The following is a 17977-nucleotide window of genomic DNA, read 5'->3' as shown; positions in this document are numbered from 1 at the left end:
AATGAATTAGGGTGAATTTCCGAGACTTCAAAATTTCCATGTAGACATAATGTTATCCGAACCCCAAAAACCGGTTCTTTCCCATTTAAGGGGGCAGCTATAATCACCCGCAGAGCACCATAACACGTACTCTATAACTTAGACAATTGGGTTCAGCGTACCAAACACTACCACTGACAATTAGGGTTGACCACATTCCACGAATTCAACCCATAAATCTAAATAAGACAACAAGCCTATCTCTTATAGACTGGTTGAGTAGGATTGACTAACCTTCGCAAGTTCTTGAGATGTTGAAATTAGCTCGAGCTTTTCAGTTGCAAGCTTAATCCAAGCATCACCAATACAGTTTATTGTCATAATCTTAGCAGCCCAACCAGCAATCAACATCATATATGCTGATAATTCTCCTCCAGAAACCATACGATAATTTTTCGCTGCTGTAAGAAATGTTTTATATTCTGCTGGGTTATCAATTAAGTTTTCTGTCCTTTTCATCAAATCAATCGATTCTTCAGATGAAAGCTGTTCATTTTCTAGTAATTTAGCAACTAACTCGATCATCTCGTTGCAAGCCTTTTTAAAATCAATAGGATAGTCAAGATGTTGTGATAATTTTGTTTCGATATTTTGATGAAGCTGACGTAATGATTTAAATAAATCATTTTTCATGATACTTTTTATAGAATTAAAAATATATTGCTCTAAATTCTTCTCAGCATCAGGAGTACGATTTTCACCACCTAAAAACATTACTTGCTTTACAACATTTGCAGCATCAAATTGATGACGGCCTACTTTTCCCAAAGGATAATTATTAAAATCGTAACCTTTATCATAGTTTCGGACCTGAAGATTGTCTGATAAAAATAGATAATCCATGTCATCACTAGTAGCATATGCATCCCAATTTAACTTCAAGCGTAACAGAAATTTTTCATTAAAATTATGAGCTATTTCTTGGGCTAAATAAGGACATTGGCTTGTAATAAATTCTAAAGGGGCTGTCGTTGATGTAGAGGTATAAAAAGAAACTAGCTTTTTAGCTTCAGACTCAATCGACATAAGTTCCAATTTAAAATAAAACGCCGTCATTACATCATTTTTTTGATAAGATAACCGTTTCTTAGCATCGCCAATATTATTCTTTGCGGCATAATGCAGTATCAATCGAGGCATGCAATCATTTGAGTGGATATCAATTTTCTTGTATCGATTATAGATAGCCTCCATTTGATCTTTTGGCGGTTCAGAAATAAAAGATAACGTTACAAATTCTATAATATCTTTAGCTCCACCAAGATGAGATAATGGTATTGCGTCGCCAAATCCACCTGATTTAGCTTCATTAGTATTTCCTGTGAGCCTTAAACCTAAATTACTTTTAGCTAAAGGTACGAGATCTTGTGAGGTAAATAATGGCACATATGCTCCAATATAATATATCTTTGATTAAAAAATGTGATATTACTAGAAAATAGATTTATGTGGAATTATGATCAGTTAAGTTGAAAAGCTGACTGAAACCTGGAAACTAAAGATCAAAATAGAAAAATTGATTGATTTTTAGACTGATCATTTTTGGAGACCCCCTAACCAGAACCCCTATATCACTCAATTAGAACAAAAAATATCGCTCTTGGTCTCACAAAATATCCTGACTTAATGCTTGTAGACATATATGGCTATATCGATTTTTATGAACTAAAGTGCAGTAATACTAAGTTGCTACAGTATGATAAGAACCATAAAACCTATTACTGGTCCCCAAGAAATGTCGATGGCGATTGCTCAAACATCAGATTATTTACAAAAGGCGAAAGAAAATGGACCTTCTTTCTCTCAAACCATCAAAAATGCAACCAGCATCGATGGTGATAGAGGATTGGAAATTAACATTATCAATCCAAGAGCAATTATAGTAGCGGGAGCCTCAACTGACCTTAAAAAATAGCCATAAGAAATCAATTCAAGAGTCTTTGAGAAAGCCTCAAAGACATTGAGTTTTGCTGTATGACGAACTACTTCAAAGACTACAAAATCTTCTAGAAAATATAAAGATAAAATGAAAGATACAAAAAACAACCCAAATAAATGCTGTGGGGAATTTGCGTATTTGGGTACGACACTTTTATACATCGCAGGACATTTGTAGTGTTTCCCGAGATACAATTTAATTTAAAATCAATTAGTTAATTCTCAAGTAGGTGACTGAAAATCCTCGTGTCGGCAGTTCGATTCTGCCTCTGGCCACCATGAGAATCAACGACTTACGGTGAATTTCCGAGATTTCAAAATTTCCATGTAGACGCAATGTAGACAGATTATAAAAACGAAGCTAATTGAGTAGTCCTCATTAATCAGTATCTAAGTAAAACTGCCCAGCTCTACCCCATTTAAGGGGGCAGTTTTAATCATCCGCAGAGCACCCTAACACGCACTCTATAATTTTCAAAATTTCTAAAACCATAAGCCCTTCGCTGAATGAGTTTCATTTTGCGATGAAAGTCTTCTGTTATTCCATTAGATTTACTAAAACGTCACATTCTGGCAACTTCATCTTTCCAAGCACAGAGTGTTCTACCTAAAGAGGCTAGTGCCTTAAATGCACTTTGTTTTAACTCAGAAAGCATATCTAAGAAAGTAGGTATTATCATACGGCACTCATTTTGCGTTAACGCCCTTTTTATTAATAGTGAGTGCAGCTGTTGCTGAAATTGATAAGTGGACTCTATTGCAGGATTTTTTCATTTAATTCTTATGAATTAAAATATCATAAATGACGGTGAACACATGGTGAATTAAGTGGTGAAAGAAAATTCCTCTACTCCCCTGAATTAGAAACTAATACTTCACCACTCATGCACCAAAAGTTCACCAAGAAAATAGGGTATTTAAATAATTTTATCTTACCATTGTTTCAGTTTGTGTTTAGATGGGGGTTGTTAATCTTGGAAATTTCGGGATAACATATTGGATAATTCGGGATAACAATCTGGATTTTTCGGAATAAACAACGATATACTTTATCAATTATATTAATTAAGTCCCAAATTATCAGGCGATAAAATGTTTGAAAGAAAATTAACTGCTATTGTTATTGAATTGTTAAAAGAGTTTCGAATCGTTTATCTTACCGGACCACGTCAGGCAGGAAAAACAACGTTAACAAAATCGATTTCACCTGATTGCGGACTTGAGTACATTTCATTTGATAATCAAAATATACTTCAATCAGCTCAAAACGATCCAATTGGCTTTATAGATTCTTTTAAAAATAAAAAACTGATATTAGATGAGTTTCAATATATCCCAGAATTAATCCCAGCAATAAAACAAGCATCAGATAATCTTCCTGCCACTGAAAAAGGTAAATTTCTTTTAACTGGTTCTGCTGATATTTTCAGATCAGGAAAAACACAGGAAGCTTTACCAGGCCACATGGCTAGACTTGAACTTTATCCCCTTTCCTTATCGGAGAAATTTAATACGCAAAACAACATCATCGATTTATTATGTAACCAAAACTTTAATATTAATCTGTTAGAGAGTTTCAGCCATCAACAATTGGCTGATTTGATCCTTCAAGGTGGCTATCCTGAAGTCCAAGATAAAAGTCCAAGGGGTAAACAAATTTGGTATGATTCTTATCTCGAGGGTCGCTTATTTAAAGACTTTGAAACATTATATGCTGCTCGAGGTGACTATCGTTCCAAACTGAAATCATTAGCACCTTATCTGGCAGGGCTTGCTGGTAATCTAATTAAGTATTCAAATATTTCGAATGATCTTGGCCAAGAAGACAAACTTATAAAAGCATACATAGAGATTCTTGAATTAATGTTCATAATTAAAATCGTTCCCGCATACTTAAAAAACAAGGCTAAACGGCAAGCGATTACCATGCCAAAACTTCAAATGATTGATACCGGTCTGGCATGTAGTCTTCTCGGTATTAAGAATGATGATCAATTAATAAATAGTTCTTTTTTTGGCGGACTTTTAGAAAATCTGATTTTCATGGAATTATTAAAACAAAATGGTTGGTCAAATGAACAGGTTGAGCTTTTCCACTTTCGAGATAAATATAAGAATGAAGTGGATATAGTCTTAGAGCGAGATAATAATCAAATTATCGGAATCGAAGTTAAGGCTTCTGCTACTATAAAGCAACATGATTTTAAAGGACTAATCAAACTGGCAGAATTCAATCCAGCAAAATTTCAATATGGAATTGTCTTTTATTCTGGCAAAGAAGTATTACCTTTCCCACAAAATAATATTCAATTATATGCTCTACCAATCGGTTTATTTTTAAAATAATTACTCTCCGAAGAGGCTTCATATACCGTCTAATAGCTATTACTAAACAAACTATCGAGTAATCCTCGGTAGTTGACTATGGTACTTCTACATCACAAGACATCTGACTAACTAAAAAATCCCTGATTCGTTGCATAGGCTTTCGTAAACGTTCCACATCACGCATGATATACCCTGCAGTTACATCATTAGTCATCTTATGATTTAACAAACGCTTTAAGGCATAAGCAGGTAAATCTAAACTCTCTGTAGTTGTGGCAAATGTTCTTCTTAGATCATGTACTGTAAATGGTATGCCCGATAATTCCGCTACTTTTAACATAGCTTTTCTTGGCTCCATAATATGACCGCTTTGACTTGGTGCTGGAAAGACAAATTCACTAATTTTAAATTGTTTTCTACGCCACAGCAATTCATACAGAAAATCGGTCATAGGTAATGTATGGATTTCTCGATTCTTTGTATCTTGCACAGTAAAAGTTTTAGCTTTGAAATCTACATCATTCCAACGCAAAGAGGCCGCTTCCATTCTCCGTAATCCAGTAAACAGAATTAATAAAAAGTAATCTTTCCACATCATGGCTTGTGGATAATCATTCTGTTCCCCTAAACGGGTTAATCCTTCATGCCATGCAGCGAGTTGATGGCTTTTAATTACTGTACTCTTACGATCCACTCGAAACCAACTGAGATGCCACTGGAGCTCCTGGATATGAGAAAGATCAAAGAGGTTCTACGGTTAAAATACAATTGCGGATTAAGTAATGTAAAATAGCACTAAGCTGCAATATCTCATGGGAATCAGTACGTCTGTATTTGTTATGTGCATCAGCTGCTGGCTTGAGTTGGTCTGTGCCTGAAACATTGCACAGACCTGTAAGAGCCAAATAATTTGGCTTGTGAAGTAAGAGAATCATATATATCAAGAGAACGGAAAATCATATGAGATTGAATCTTATGCACCTTATATCGCTGCAACTTCTCTTTGGTTAAGATAAATGTCGGCCGAACTTAGTCCAAACGCATTTCCACTTTAATAGGAGCCATTATTTTTTCCATAGATTCATTTTTAGACAAAGAGTCTCGAATCACCCTGAAATTTATATGGCTCGGCTGACTAAATACATCAATAATTTCCAGAGTATTATGGCTATGATTCCTTTCATCTGATTTATTTATCCTATCCTTGATTTGAATAATAGCCGCGGCAATTTTTTTATCATCTGAATAATCAATATCCTCCATTATATTGCGTATTTCTTGAATAATAGTAGGAATATTACCATCTTGTCCTTTCATTAAATTATCATTATTTAATACCGCGTTAACAGCGAAAATGTTTTCCTCTCTCTCACTAGTAGGGATTCTAATAATATTACTCCTAGCTTTTAATTTATCCGGAAGAGTAGTAGGTGGAGATAAAGTGGAAGTCACTGTAGTTTCTTCTATTTGAGGCATACTTAATGCAGTTGGGGTTGTAATATTATAAATAGGCTTTTCAGTCTCTTGAGATAAAGACAAGTCGCTTTTTGCTTCATTCGCTATAATTTTTTCTAATTTGTTAATTTCCAATTCAATTTCGTCTAAATCTTGGGGAAGGTTTTGTAAGGCAATTAATGCTTCTTCGCTTAACTCCTCCGTCAAATTATCTGGTCCGGACTCGTATTTCTCTGATCTGTCGAATTTAGGTTGCTCCATTTCTTTACAAACTTTGGCAATATCTAAAAACTTAGAATATACTTTTTTTGTATCGATTCTCAAAAGTTTATCATTTGGCTTTCTAGTTTCATCATTAAACTCTCTAAACTCTTTAATAATTTGATCTATGACTAGAGGATTTTGATTAATATATTGCCTAAATTCAGGGATAGCTATTAGTGTTGTTGTTAATAGGAAAGTTCTTTCAATTTTATCTGCAACAAGTTGTTTTCTTAATGCCTCCGAACTAACGGTTGCTTTTGCTATTTCCATGTAATTAAGGTCATCAATAAGAATGCGTTTCAGAAAACTATAGTATTTTTGTGAAATAAAATGTTCATTATGAACTAATTCATCAACATCTAATAATTTTTTTGGATATTCATGGACAAAGCTTGCCGGGCCTGCGTCTTTTAATCTTGGGAAGTTAATTATATCATGAGCAGTAATAATAAATTGACTTTTAGCAGGAATGTCTCTTTGCTGGGATAAAACAGGATATGTACTTTCACCATGATCTATTTTAACCGAAATTATTTCACCTTCCTTATTGCGTCCAAACCCAAAATTTTCTGCGTTTAAATCATTTTCTTCTTCGCAATAAGCTGCAACTAAAATTTGCGGAAACTTGAGTTTAATAAAATCTTCTGTGCTAACTCCCATCTTGTTATTCTGTTTATAGTAGCTGTAAAAAGATAAATACTCAGGAATAAGTTTTGAAATAACAGCAATGGTGACATTTGAATCATCATGAACTCCCCTCACTTTTGCAGCATGTTCTCCGAGTAGCATGCGATAACATAAGCCATTAAAAGCTTCTATTTCACCAAAGTTAGAATCGAGGGCTTCTTTGTATACATAAGAACGCTGAGAATGTTTTTTGTCCTCTTTTCTCTTAACAATAGATATTTCAGAGGTAGACTTTACTATCTCATTAGATTCCTGTTGTTTTTTGAATAAGCCTCCACTCTTACTTTTATAAGGCTTCTTTCTATGTTTCATTTTATGCGCATTATGTAGCGTATCCTTATATAATTATATTAGGTAATGTCCAAATTTCCATGTTATGTCCCAAGAAGACAAAAGACCCTCCGCTACCTTTAGCAGACTTAATCCAAGTTGCAATGAAATACCATCCTAATTGCAGCGAGCTTATTTCATCCTGGAGTAATTTATTTAAAACCCTTTCTCAATGTGCGACACCAAAAATGCTTAGTCTTCCATATCACTCCAACCCAACAAAAGATATCTTTTCTCGGCACTTTAATCATCTTTTGATTGCAGAATCAAAGAGTTAGATTACTATAATCCGATTAAAGTGCCCCTACATTTAGGGATAGAGCCGTCATTTGGGGACGCGAATTAAAATGACCAATACGTACTGGGGCGGTTTAATAGATTTTTACCTCCATTTAAGTAAATTATCTCTTATCTGGAGTGTACAAATCTATTAAACCACCTCAGTTTTTTTGATTCATAGGACTAGAGCCAAAAAAAGTATAAGGCTGGCAAAGCAGTAAGAATGACAATCACCTCGAGGGGGACGCCTAACCATAAGTAATCAAAAAATTTGTATCCTCCTGGACCTAATATAATAGTGTTGTTTTGATGACTGATGGGCGTTAAACAAGAACATGAAGCTCCAATGCCAATCGCGATTAAAAAAGCATCCGGGCTCATATGAAGCGATTCGGCGATATCAGCCCCAATTGGCGCCATTACCACAGCAGTAGCGGCATTGTTCATTACATCTGATAAGGTCATAGTAATTACTAAAAGTAAGCCTAAAATTACTAAAACGGAGGCATCGCCTGTTATGCTAAGTAGGGCATCACCAATTATTTTTGCAGCCCCCGTACGTTTTAAAGCATCTCCCAGAGGAATTAATGCTCCCAACATTATGATAATTGACCAATCAATGCCTTTATATACTTGACGAATTGGAGTAACGTTGAATACCACCATGGAAATAACCACCAGTGTGAACGCTATTTCTATGGATAAAATTTGAAAAGTCGTTAGCAATAGGCCGCCTATAAATAAGATTAGAGGCAAAAGAGTGCTTCGCCTAAAGCCAACGTTAATCGTTCGCTCTGCAATGGGTACAAGCCCAAGGTGAACAACATTTTCTTGTAAATCTTCTGTACTACCTTGGATTAAAAGCACATCGCCCGGAATAAAATTGACATGATTTAAACGGTTCTTTAATCCTTTCCCTGAGCGCGCAATAGCCAGCAGATTTAATCCAAACCTTGAGCGCACCCGTAGTCTTTGCCAAGAGCGGCCCTGTATTCGCGAACCTGGAGTAACAACCGCTTCGATGGTGCTGATGTCTTCGCCGTGAAAACTCTCCGGCGATACAATCTCACCGTGAAATAACTCAAGTTGTCCTTTAAGGATTAGGTTGCTCAAGTCTTCGTGCGAAGCTTCTATAATAAGTATGTCATTTGCCAGCAATTCTTCATCAGAAGGCACTACGAGTCTTCTTTTGCGGCCTCGGATTAAACCCAGGATGGAAAAGTCCCCTACAATTAGCTTTTCAAGTTGGGCACGGCTCATTCCTACTATCGGTGAATCTTCTGGAACGCGTATTTCACTTATGTAATCTTGTATTGGATACATTTCGCTCGTATCACTTCCAGGTTTACGCCGCTCCGGGACGAGTTTCCATCCTAAAAAAATAATAAACAGCAAGCCGCTGGTCGCAACTACTAAGCCTACTGGCGCAAAATCAAACATGGAGAACGGGGTGCCTACCAGCGTTTCTCTGTAAGAGGAAATAAGCAGGTTTGGTGGAGTGCCAATTTTAGTTGTCATTCCACCTAAAATGGTTGCAAACGATAACGGCATGAGAGTTTTTGATGGGGAGAGATTAGCATCTATTGCGCTTTGTATGGCTACCGGCATAATAAGGCATAATGCTCCGACATTATTCATAAATGCCGATAATAACGCTGCAACGAGGCAGATAGAGCTAATTAACCAGAGCGGAGACACAAGAAATGGTTTTACATAGGTAAGAAGCTGCTCCACAAGTCCTGCTTGAATAAGGACAGAAGATATAACCATAACAGCAGCGACGCTGATAACAGCAGAGTTTCCAAAACCTAAAAATGCATATTCGGTAGGAACCAAGCCAGTTAAAACCAACGCCATAAGGCTCATCAAGGCCACTACATCATATCGGAATCGCCCCCAAATAAACATGCTGAGGGTTAATATAAGAATTATGAATAGCAGGTATGCATCATGCATAATAAATTCATCTTGAAAAAGTTAGTTAATAATAGACTAGGGCGGATTTTTAAACTTTCAGCCATAGCAACAAAATACTTATCACAGTTAATGCACCTAAAAACATGGCGGCAGTTTTATCATACCGCGTAGCGACTCTTCTGAACCTTTTGATTCTATTAAAAAATCGCTCGATATAACTCCTTTCTTTATAAATATGATCATCACATCTTGTGCCATTCGTGATCGCCATCTTTTTTTTAAATTTCAAGTATTCCATTGAAACTCTCTTTTTTATCCATCGGTTATAACGACCATAAATGGTCTGCTATTTCCCCTAATCTGGCAGTAAATATCTCCAAGACGTCCTCCTCCTGATTATCCAACAAACTGCTTCAATAAATAATCGATCATTTTCTCCATGGAGACCTTTCGAAGCAGGCAGTAATTCTTCTAATTTGCTCTACAAAAACAAATCTTGACATCCATTTGCTCCATTTTCAATATGGAGTCTTTTTATCAGATTTTTAATCGTTTGAAAAACTTTAAAAAAACGTCCTAATTTAATAAACTAAATTTAAATTTTCTGTTGAAAAAACAAATTAACCCAGAATTTAACATCTGATCTTATCAAGGATTAAAAACCCGGACACAACGTACTAATTGTCCAAAAAGTTTATTACTCTGGAAATTGATCCCAGATGGAAAATCAATGAACCAAGCATAATATTCATCGTACTGCGATGAACTCCAATAGAATGCAGATAAAAAATCACCAAAATTACAAGGAATTTTAGCATTAGAACAAAGTGAGCTATGGATTGTGGTCAACTCATTTCTCGCTGGTAAATACCATTCGTCACCAATTTTTCTGCAGGATAAGGCTGCACAATAGGACGGCTCACCAATACAAGCTGGGTTCATCGTTATCAAACCTGTGTTAATGACGCCATCTTCATAACCTGTACCAGCAATATCAAAATTGCTGTGGGTCCACGAGCTTTTAAATTGTTGGGTTACATTGGCTACCACCTTGCCCCTACCGCCATTTTCTTGAAATACCAATCCTCCCAAATGAGAAAAAGCAATCAAAATTTCCAGGCTGTTAGCAGTATTACTACCCTCGATAGTAATTAAACATGGGGCATAAGGAGTATTCGAACTTAATTGCAAAATGCAACTATCTCCAGGAGCCACATTGCTACAATCGCTGTCATTAACCTCAAGATTTGGGCAGTACGTTTTTTGGGTAACAGTAATTGCATTGGCGTTGATTGTACTAGTAGCATCATTATTTATCTTTAAAACTAATTGATTACCGAATACGGTTACAATGCGCTTTTGCTGGACGGGGGCCGTAACATTGATTTGCGGTGGAGAAGCGTGTATCTCTGAGCTAATAAATAAAAAACTTAATCCTACCTTAACAAAAAGGCTCTGCAATTTTTTTTGCATCTGCCATCTCCTTTTTTAGATAGTTATATAACATATCATTTTTAATTATGGGGTGTGGCGACGCGAACCCCTTAATTCATTCAAAACTTGTTCTGGTCGTTGTCGGTTTTCAAGAAGTGTTTATGAAGTCAAATTTAGTTTATAAATCTACGCCCCACTTAATACTCCAATTTTTTTATCAACATAGAGGCGAGTCACAATTTACGTCGTTATGTGTTCCTTGCGCTCTTTTCTCGTCAACAAAGTAAAGTTGGTCTCAACACAGTGCCTTGTTGCTTCATAATGTACTGTTTTGCTGCTTAGGTTTGACTGGCGTAATTGATTTATAAGCGTTTCATTGTGACGAAAACTGTTCATCCATTTTTTGATCTTTTTTAGACGCCATATATGTTTATAAATTTTCTTATTCTTTATCTCTTTTATAACAATAAACTTAGGCAACTTAAAAGGCAGTAATTCTTCATTGACAAGAAGTATTGCCAGTAGCCAACGTAGTGAAAGAAATGAAGGGTGAAAATCACCACTGCGGTGGCTGATATTTTTTAAAACAGCTCCTGTTTTATCTTTAAATTTTATATTTCCTGCGGTCAAGCAGCATGCAGTCTCTAGAGGAGCACCAGTCATTTGAAAATGTTTCGGTGCTTTATTATGAGGACGAGTTTCAAAAGCAAACCACAACTTACCTTCTGTATCAACTAAAAAGCGAAAAATGGTTTCTTTTTCTTGCACCAGTAATTGTTTTAAAGTAGATAAAGAGTTTACAGAAAAGGAATTAGCTTCACAATTAACGGCTGTTTTTCCTGCATAAAAAATATCTGCTGGATCTGGTGGACATGAGAAAAATTCTTTAGCTAATTGGGTTGAAAATGTAATCATGTTTTTCATGTAGGATAAATGCACTAAAAACATGAAGCATAACACACATAGACACCATCAAGTTAATAAATCCAGGGTTAAAAATACCAATATCTTGGATTTTAGATGCAAAAAACCCAAAAACAGTATCGTCCCAAATTTGTTTTCTGTCATTGTATAAATTCGGGATTTGACGTTTTTAGAGATAAAGGGATTGCAAATTTAATATAAAAATCGATAACATGAGCTACAAAAGAAAAATAACAAGGGAATGCTATGAAACGTGCACTATTTACTACTGCTTTATTAGCCGCTGGAGCCGTATCTGCCTCGGATACAGTTAATGGTTGGTATGCCAGCGGTTTTGGCGGTTACACTTACTCGCCTTCTAATGTAGAAAGACTTTATTATGGTTTCTTGCTCTCTGATGTGCATTATCGCTGGGGCTATAATGCTGGTGGTGGCGTTGGATACCAAAGTAATACTATTCGTTATGAATTACAATATACTTACTTATATGTTGATACAAATCAGTATAGTGTAAATTATAAAAAAGCATTGGATATCGATGGTGGTACTAAAGCAAATATCCTTATGGCAAATCTTTATTATGATTTTCCTGAAGTGTTGACTCAAATTTCTCCCTTTCTTGGGGTAGGCATTGGTTATGCCTTTATGCACGCCACTTTAAACAGTACAAGCCGTTTCAAAAAACCTCATTTTAACATAGACCAAAACTCCTTTGCTTATCAAGGAACTGCAGGATTAACCTATAATTTTCGGAAAAATTTTGCAGTAAATACAGCATATCGCTATACAGCAACAACCGATAAAAGTAATTGGGGCAAAAACCTCCAAGCCCACATGGGTAATATTGGAGTAATATATCGTTTTGATATAAGCAATTATAAGTAGTGGTTCTTCGCGTCTTTGCGTTGAAATCCTCCAAATTTAGCATACTCCGATGACGGCCAATTTACCTGTTATGATTATGCCTTTTAGGAACAAATAAGGCTGATTGCAAAAACTAAATTTACAATCGAGATCTACCCGAGGATGGATTTTTGACCTAAATTTAGTTTTTTTGCAACGGAGCCTGAAGTCTCCCGAAATTGTGGAAGAACTTGGTCCTTTTTTAAACCTCTCCCTTATCGTGATTTTCGCCTTGCATGTAATTTTTCAAAAAAAGATTAAAAATATTGCTATTAAATTAAAATTAGTTAATATTGAAAAATAATTTTTCATTAAATTGATTCATACAAAAAGATAAATTTATGCTATTAGAATTTTTAATTCCGCAAATAAGGGAAAACAATCCTCCTATCCTCACTCTGGATCTAAACGGCGGAAAAATTGGTGATGATGGTCTGCACGTGTTAAGTGCGGAATTGAGAACCAACAAAACTATTACCACTATTGATTTATCATACAACGATTTTGGTCCAGATGGGATAAAAGACTTCATCGGAGCGCTACAAACAAATCAAACTCTAACTAATATTAACCTTTCCCACAACAAGATTGGTCCTAAAGGCGCTAAATACTTACGTGATGCACTTAAAACTAATACCAGTCTTCGTGTTCTTAACCTCGCAAACAGTGCAATTTATCTTGCGCTTGAGTCTCGCGGTATTCAATATTTATGCGAACTAATCAAAACGAACCAACATCTTGAAAGCCTTGATCTTTCATACAACCAGATAGAATCTATCCATACTAAAGACTTAAGCGAGGCACTTAAAGCTAACTGCGGATTAAGTACTTTTATTATTAAAGGCAACCCGATTGGCTCCATAGGTATTCAGCATATATGTGAAGCTCTCAAAACGAATAACACCCTCTCTGTACTTAACCTTGCAACTACCCAGATGGTAGATTCAGATAGCGAATTTGTAAGCGAGATGCTTACAGTCAACCCAAGCCTTACTGAGCTTAACCTTGGATTTAACCAGATTGGTTCTAATGGTACCCAAAAATTAAGTGAAGCACTTAAGAGAAACACAGTACTCACCAAGTTTTTTCTGGGGTCAAACCCAATAGGTCCAATTGGTGCTCGATATTTGAGTGAGGCACTGAGAAGCAACACCACCCTCACTGTGCTTGATCTTGGCGTCGCTGATCTTGGTGATACTGGAGTTAAACATATATTTGAGGCGCTTCGAGTTAACAAGACGCTGACTTCTATTCGCCTCGTATATAACGAAATTAGTGATGTGGGGGTCAACTATGTATGTGACGCGCTCAAGGTTAACAAAACTCTAAAAACTATTGATCTGTCGTACAACAACATTAGCAATGCGGGGATTAGCTCGTTGTCTGAAGTACTCAAAGTTAACAATACCCTGACGACAATTCATCTTGGGCTAAACAAGAAGATTAGTCCTGTTGGTATCAAAGTATTAAGAGAGACGCTTAAAACAAATTATACATTACTGGAAGTATCTGGCGTAGATGATCCCGTTATTAAAAAATATCTAGAGAGAAACGCAGCTATTGCCGCTTCTTTTGACGCTTTTACTAAAGATCTTAGCGAAGGATTAAAACCTGAAGAGATCAAAAATAAATTAACCTTAGTAAAAGGATTAATTGAATCACATACTGAACCCACGAATCCAATTTGTGAAGATCATTATCTTTGCGAATGCTATCGTCTACTTACTGCTTTAGGCCTGTTAGCAACTCCAGATGCCAACATCAATACACTAGTTAATTTACTCACCTCGTTTGCTCATCCTTCCTTACAAAAGCTTGCTGATCTGGCATTGGGTTTGTTGAACACTAATATTGCTTCACAACTCGATAAATTCAATCTAAATGACCAAAGTAAGCGATGTCGACTCTTATTGTATGGCTTAAAAGATGAGTTACAAAGATCTGTGCTTAATAACATTGCTTATATTGCTCTTTTTCAAGTCGTTTACCCCCAAAAACCTTTTGTACTTTCAGAGTTCAACTCCTTTAAAAGCACTACAGTCCTACTCAATCAAAGCATGCTTAAGAAGATGATTCATAAGGCTTTAATTGCTTGTCAAAGAAGTCAAGAAAACCAGGAATTGGAGATTAATTTTTTAAAAACTATTCTCGTACAAAATAATTATTCTCCCACGGTAGTTGCCCGTTTAGGGCAATCTCCAGCATTTCTGGCAGCATTGCGCAATCAATACCCAGAAGCAACCCACTTTACATTAATTGAACATGTTGTTCTTGCTGACGATAACCTGTCATTTTTAATACCTGTTAACGAACTGGCTCCTACCATCACTCAACAAACATATGATGAACTAAACGCTTGCATTCAAAACGCATCAACTTTTCACTCCAATCTCCTCACTGCACAGGCAAAAAAATTAAGGCAATTACTAAGCGATACCCTTGCGGAAGCACCGATGAAACACCCAACACCTTTTAATTTATCCTTTTTTGCAGAAAAAAACTCTCAGAAGAAGAAAAATTTATCCCTTAATTTAAATTCCGCAACTTTAAACTCAAGTCTTTCCAAGGAACAATTACTGCAAATCAAACAATTAATCAATTCATTAGAAAAAGAAATTGATTGCTGTTGGTATCCCAATAAAAAGATAAAGCAAATTAAAGTAGATGCCCTTTCTAGTTTGATTTTTAAAGCAAGAACTATGGACATCACTAAGGCTGTCAGTGAGATTGAGTTAGAATATCCTGAAGTTCGCCATGGCCTAATTAGTACTCGTACCGCTGATTTACTTGATGGGCTAAGGAGAGTTATCAAACACCCTCAAGGAGAACTATTGAAAACCGATGAAGTAAGCAGGCCTCATTAATCTATAATAGATTAGCATAAGCATCCTAAAAAAATTAATTATTGAAACGGTTCTACCTTTTTGTGTAGGTTGAAAAGTTCCTCCTTGAGATAAATCCTAAATACAACATCAAATTAAACGTTATAGTTGCATCATCACAGACATTTTCTTGTATTGTGAACTCCTAACTCTTAAAAAATGTATTGCATTTTCCAGAATGGTTCAATGCTGGCATTTTATGTCGAGGGAACTTTTTTTACTTTAAATTTATCCATTTTAGAGCAGTTAATCTTCTCTTTAAATGGCTTTCTGCAATGGGTAAAATGGCACAACCTAACTGCCCTTCCTTGTAAGAGTCTTGCTAAACCTAGTTGACATTGGCAATTACATCCTAAACAAGGCTCTGGCATTATCACTTAAAATTTTTCTGACGAGATCTTCAGGGAGATTAGCCTGCTTAATATAATCTACAGCCCTAACGTATTTATCATGATTCGCATAAGGGTAATCTGTACCTAACAGTAAATGATCTGAGGGGTAAACATCAACTGCATTATGCAAGGCGGGAATGTGGCCATGAGCTACTGTGTCAACCCAAAATTTTTTTATAAAATCACTGGGCTTACCTTGTATCTCACCTTCCCCCCAATCTGTATATAAATTATCAATACGTTGCATAATCATAGGCAAATATCCGCCAAGGTGGGTGCTAATAAACCGTATATCCGGAAAACGTGAAGTGACACCGGATAAAATCAAATGCAGCACGCCGTAAGTGTCCTCAAATGGAGCCCCAATCATCCACGTTAATCCAAAGACCTTAGTCTGCTCTCCGGTGCAACAACCGGCAGGATGCAAGAATACTACAGCTTTTCGGCGATTTAGCTCAGTAAAAATGTCTTCAAACCGGTTTGCTTCGACAATAGAATGCTGCAAGACAGTGGTCGTCAGGGTAACTCCCCACATTCCTAATTCATCAAAGCAGCGTTTAATTTCATCTAATGATTCCTGGATATGCGGCAGAGGGAAAATTCCAAATGCCTGAAAACGTTTGGGATATTTGGCAATAAGTTGTGCATAAAGATTATTGGCCATTTTTGCACTGTTCACAGCATCCTCTTTATTTGCAAAATAGGGAACTTGAGGCACGATTGAAAGCACTTGTAAATCCACACCAGCACTTTCCATTACAGCAAAGCGTGCCGCTAATTCTTGCTCATCCGCCCCTGCTTTCATATAACGAGCCACATTAACCAAATCCCCTCCCTTTTTCTCAATATCATCAAGATATTCTTTGGGAAAGCAATGTGCATGAACGTCAATGATCATAATAAATTGCCTCTAATGAAATATGAATTAACTTTAAGTATAGCTAGATTAACTCGAGGAGCAATAAACATGTCAGCACTTGCATTGATTTAACTACCACCATCATCATGAGTTCGATTGCAAGAAACCTGTGCTCTTATACAGATTCAGCTATAATTTTATTTAAATCAATCAATTTATTTAATCATGATACTTCCAAAATCTATTGTCCCTTATTCAAATAAGGATGCCGCTCACCTTGCTAATAAATACGCCAGAGAATTTATAATAGAAGGTGGAACTCAACTTATTAATAATACCTATCTTATTGATAAGAAAAAAAGTCTTAGTAATGCGGTAAAAGCTATAAGAGAAAAATCGCAGGAATCTGCAAGCTCATGGTTAGAGTTTGACTATTACATTTACGAATTTTACCAATCTATTGAGTGCAGTAAAAAATATTCAATTGGGAATTGTAATGAACTTTCTGAGCTGGCTTTAGATTATATTGCTCATTATGTTCCTCACGTAAATGCAGAAGTTTTTCAATTAGTAGGCGGCAACCACGTCGTACTTGTAGTTGGGAGACAAAAAGGCAGTGATCCCAAGAAACCAGAGACCTGGGGTAGGGATGCTTATATTTGTGATCCTTGGTCTGATGATGTATATCCAGCTTCAGAATACCTTTCTCGAACCCAAAATTATTATCAGAAATATGACGAAGTTTTAGATGTCTATACCAATCATGTAGAAGATTTTAATCCTTCCAAACATACTTTTAGCCCTATTAGAAATTATAATACCGATTACCTCAGAAAATATAATACTAAAGAGCATATTGCTGCAGTTTATGAACTATTTCAAAAAAAACAGGGAATGATTGTTGCAGCAGCAGTAAATTTGGAGCGAGCTCTTATAGAAGTTAGCAATAAATTAGAGAAAAAATATGGTGTAAGTAATGAAAAATACCAAATGATACAACGCAAAATAAATGGGGTGCGGAGGGCTACTGAACTACTCACTAGAGACTTTGCTAAGCCTATTGATGAATCAAATAATTATTATGAAGTTATATCTCAATTAGATAAGACTTTGCGAAAATCAATTAAGATCTATATTAAAGCAGCAGAAATAACAGATGAAGAGGCAATTGCTTTAGCCAAACCTGTTGCAAGGACCAGACACTCCCCTAAATTTTTTCATTCGAATTACGATGTAGTATCAAAAATTAATGATGCTTTAGAGGCGTCTGATGATATGTTAAAAAGTGTTATCGTAAAAAAGTAACTCATTTTTATTTTATTTAGAACATCACCTAGAAACAGGAT

General features: G+C 35.9%; 11 protein-coding genes and 3 pseudogenes. 5 read left to right on the top strand and 9 right to left on the bottom strand.

Annotation, left to right across the window (positions count from 1 at the left end):
• Nucleotides 1-243: 243 nt before the first annotated feature.
• Entirely contained in the window at nucleotides 244-1425 is a 1182-nt protein-coding gene (locus Ltuc_RS04105; protein ID WP_058520056.1) for a hypothetical protein, read from the bottom strand.
• Nucleotides 1426-1735: 310 nt separating this feature from the next.
• On the opposite strand from Ltuc_RS04105, the gene Ltuc_RS15260 reads away from it, so the two are divergent.
• Nucleotides 1736-1954 (top strand): Shedu anti-phage system protein SduA domain-containing protein, encoded by a 219-nt coding sequence (locus tag Ltuc_RS15260; protein ID WP_133138256.1) that lies wholly within the window; start codon nucleotides 1736-1738, stop codon nucleotides 1952-1954.
• A gap of 460 nt (nucleotides 1955-2414) precedes the next feature.
• On the opposite strand, the pseudogene Ltuc_RS15855 reads toward Ltuc_RS15260, so the two are convergent.
• Nucleotides 2415-2747, bottom strand: a pseudogene (locus Ltuc_RS15855) (transposase); the annotation flags it as partial.
• Between the two features lie 322 nt (nucleotides 2748-3069).
• Between Ltuc_RS15855 and Ltuc_RS04095 the strand changes: the two are divergent.
• Nucleotides 3070-4323, top strand: a complete 1254-nt coding sequence (locus Ltuc_RS04095; RefSeq protein WP_058520055.1) for an ATP-binding protein — start codon at nucleotides 3070-3072, stop codon at nucleotides 4321-4323.
• A 76-nt stretch (nucleotides 4324-4399) separates the two neighbouring features.
• Here the strand turns inward: Ltuc_RS04095 and Ltuc_RS04090 are convergent.
• The 6 genes and pseudogenes from Ltuc_RS04090 to Ltuc_RS04065 form a co-directional block, all read right to left on the bottom strand.
• Nucleotides 4400-5011 (bottom strand): annotated as a pseudogene (locus Ltuc_RS04090) (tyrosine-type recombinase/integrase); the annotation flags it as partial.
• Nucleotides 5012-5334: 323 nt separating this feature from the next.
• Complete coding sequence (locus Ltuc_RS14930) at nucleotides 5335-7023, bottom strand: hypothetical protein (protein ID WP_058520053.1); 1689 nt, start codon at nucleotides 7021-7023, stop codon at nucleotides 5335-5337.
• Between the two features lie 480 nt (nucleotides 7024-7503).
• Complete coding sequence (locus tag Ltuc_RS04075) at nucleotides 7504-9276, bottom strand: SLC13 family permease (protein ID WP_058520052.1); 1773 nt, start codon at nucleotides 9274-9276, stop codon at nucleotides 7504-7506.
• 49 nt (nucleotides 9277-9325) lie between these two features.
• Nucleotides 9326-9481, bottom strand: a pseudogene (locus tag Ltuc_RS14925) (IS5/IS1182 family transposase); the annotation flags it as partial.
• A gap of 404 nt (nucleotides 9482-9885) precedes the next feature.
• Complete coding sequence (locus Ltuc_RS04070; protein ID WP_058520051.1) at nucleotides 9886-10710, bottom strand: Lcl C-terminal domain-containing protein; 825 nt, start codon at nucleotides 10708-10710, stop codon at nucleotides 9886-9888.
• Nucleotides 10711-10911: 201 nt separating this feature from the next.
• On the bottom strand, nucleotides 10912-11586 hold the full coding sequence (locus Ltuc_RS04065; RefSeq protein ID WP_058521598.1) for a hypothetical protein: 675 nt from the start codon (nucleotides 11584-11586) through the stop codon (nucleotides 10912-10914).
• 255 nt (nucleotides 11587-11841) lie between these two features.
• Here Ltuc_RS04065 and Ltuc_RS04060 point away from each other — a divergent pair, with 255 nt between their 5' ends.
• Nucleotides 11842-12480, top strand: a complete 639-nt coding sequence (locus Ltuc_RS04060; protein ID WP_058520050.1) for an outer membrane protein — start codon at nucleotides 11842-11844, stop codon at nucleotides 12478-12480.
• A 359-nt stretch (nucleotides 12481-12839) separates the two neighbouring features.
• Nucleotides 12840-15362 (top strand): leucine-rich repeat domain-containing protein, encoded by a 2523-nt coding sequence (locus Ltuc_RS04050; protein ID WP_058520048.1) that lies wholly within the window; start codon nucleotides 12840-12842, stop codon nucleotides 15360-15362.
• A 363-nt stretch (nucleotides 15363-15725) separates the two neighbouring features.
• On the opposite strand, the gene Ltuc_RS04045 is transcribed toward Ltuc_RS04050, so the two are convergent.
• Nucleotides 15726-16670 (bottom strand): amidohydrolase family protein, encoded by a 945-nt coding sequence (locus tag Ltuc_RS04045; RefSeq protein ID WP_058520047.1) that lies wholly within the window; start codon nucleotides 16668-16670, stop codon nucleotides 15726-15728.
• A 186-nt stretch (nucleotides 16671-16856) separates the two neighbouring features.
• Between Ltuc_RS04045 and Ltuc_RS04040 the strand changes: the two genes are divergently transcribed.
• The gene (locus Ltuc_RS04040) at nucleotides 16857-17936 is read left to right on the top strand and encodes a hypothetical protein (RefSeq protein ID WP_058520046.1); all 1080 of its coding nucleotides are present in this window, start codon (nucleotides 16857-16859) and stop codon (nucleotides 17934-17936) included.
• Nucleotides 17937-17977: the final 41 nt, after the last annotated feature.

It is taken from the genome of Legionella tucsonensis (assembly GCF_001468035.1).
GTDB classification, from domain to species: Bacteria; Pseudomonadota; Gammaproteobacteria; order Legionellales; family Legionellaceae; genus Legionella; species Legionella tucsonensis.
Note: the sequence above shows the minus strand (reverse complement) of the source record. Positions and strands in the feature narration are given on the sequence as shown.

What these genes read in the sequence shown, in the direction of transcription:
- Ltuc_RS15260 (WP_133138256.1), top strand. Translation starts at nt 1,736, where the DNA reads ATGATAAGAACCATAAAACCTATTACTGGTCCCCAAGAAATGTCGATG.
- Ltuc_RS04095 (WP_058520055.1), top strand. Translation starts at nt 3,070, where the DNA reads ATGTTTGAAAGAAAATTAACTGCTATTGTTATTGAATTGTTAAAAGAG.
- Ltuc_RS14930 (WP_058520053.1), bottom strand. Translation starts at nt 7,023, where the DNA reads ATGAAACATAGAAAGAAGCCTTATAAAAGTAAGAGTGGAGGCTTATTC.
- Ltuc_RS04075 (WP_058520052.1), bottom strand. Translation starts at nt 9,276, where the DNA reads ATGCATGATGCATACCTGCTATTCATAATTCTTATATTAACCCTCAGC.
- Ltuc_RS04070 (WP_058520051.1), bottom strand. Translation starts at nt 10,710, where the DNA reads ATGCAAAAAAAATTGCAGAGCCTTTTTGTTAAGGTAGGATTAAGTTTT.
- Ltuc_RS04065 (WP_058521598.1), bottom strand. Translation starts at nt 11,586, where the DNA reads ATGATTACATTTTCAACCCAATTAGCTAAAGAATTTTTCTCATGTCCA.
- Ltuc_RS04060 (WP_058520050.1), top strand. Translation starts at nt 11,842, where the DNA reads ATGAAACGTGCACTATTTACTACTGCTTTATTAGCCGCTGGAGCCGTA.
- Ltuc_RS04050 (WP_058520048.1), top strand. Translation starts at nt 12,840, where the DNA reads ATGCTATTAGAATTTTTAATTCCGCAAATAAGGGAAAACAATCCTCCT.
- Ltuc_RS04045 (WP_058520047.1), bottom strand. Translation starts at nt 16,670, where the DNA reads ATGATCATTGACGTTCATGCACATTGCTTTCCCAAAGAATATCTTGAT.
- Ltuc_RS04040 (WP_058520046.1), top strand. Translation starts at nt 16,857, where the DNA reads ATGATACTTCCAAAATCTATTGTCCCTTATTCAAATAAGGATGCCGCT.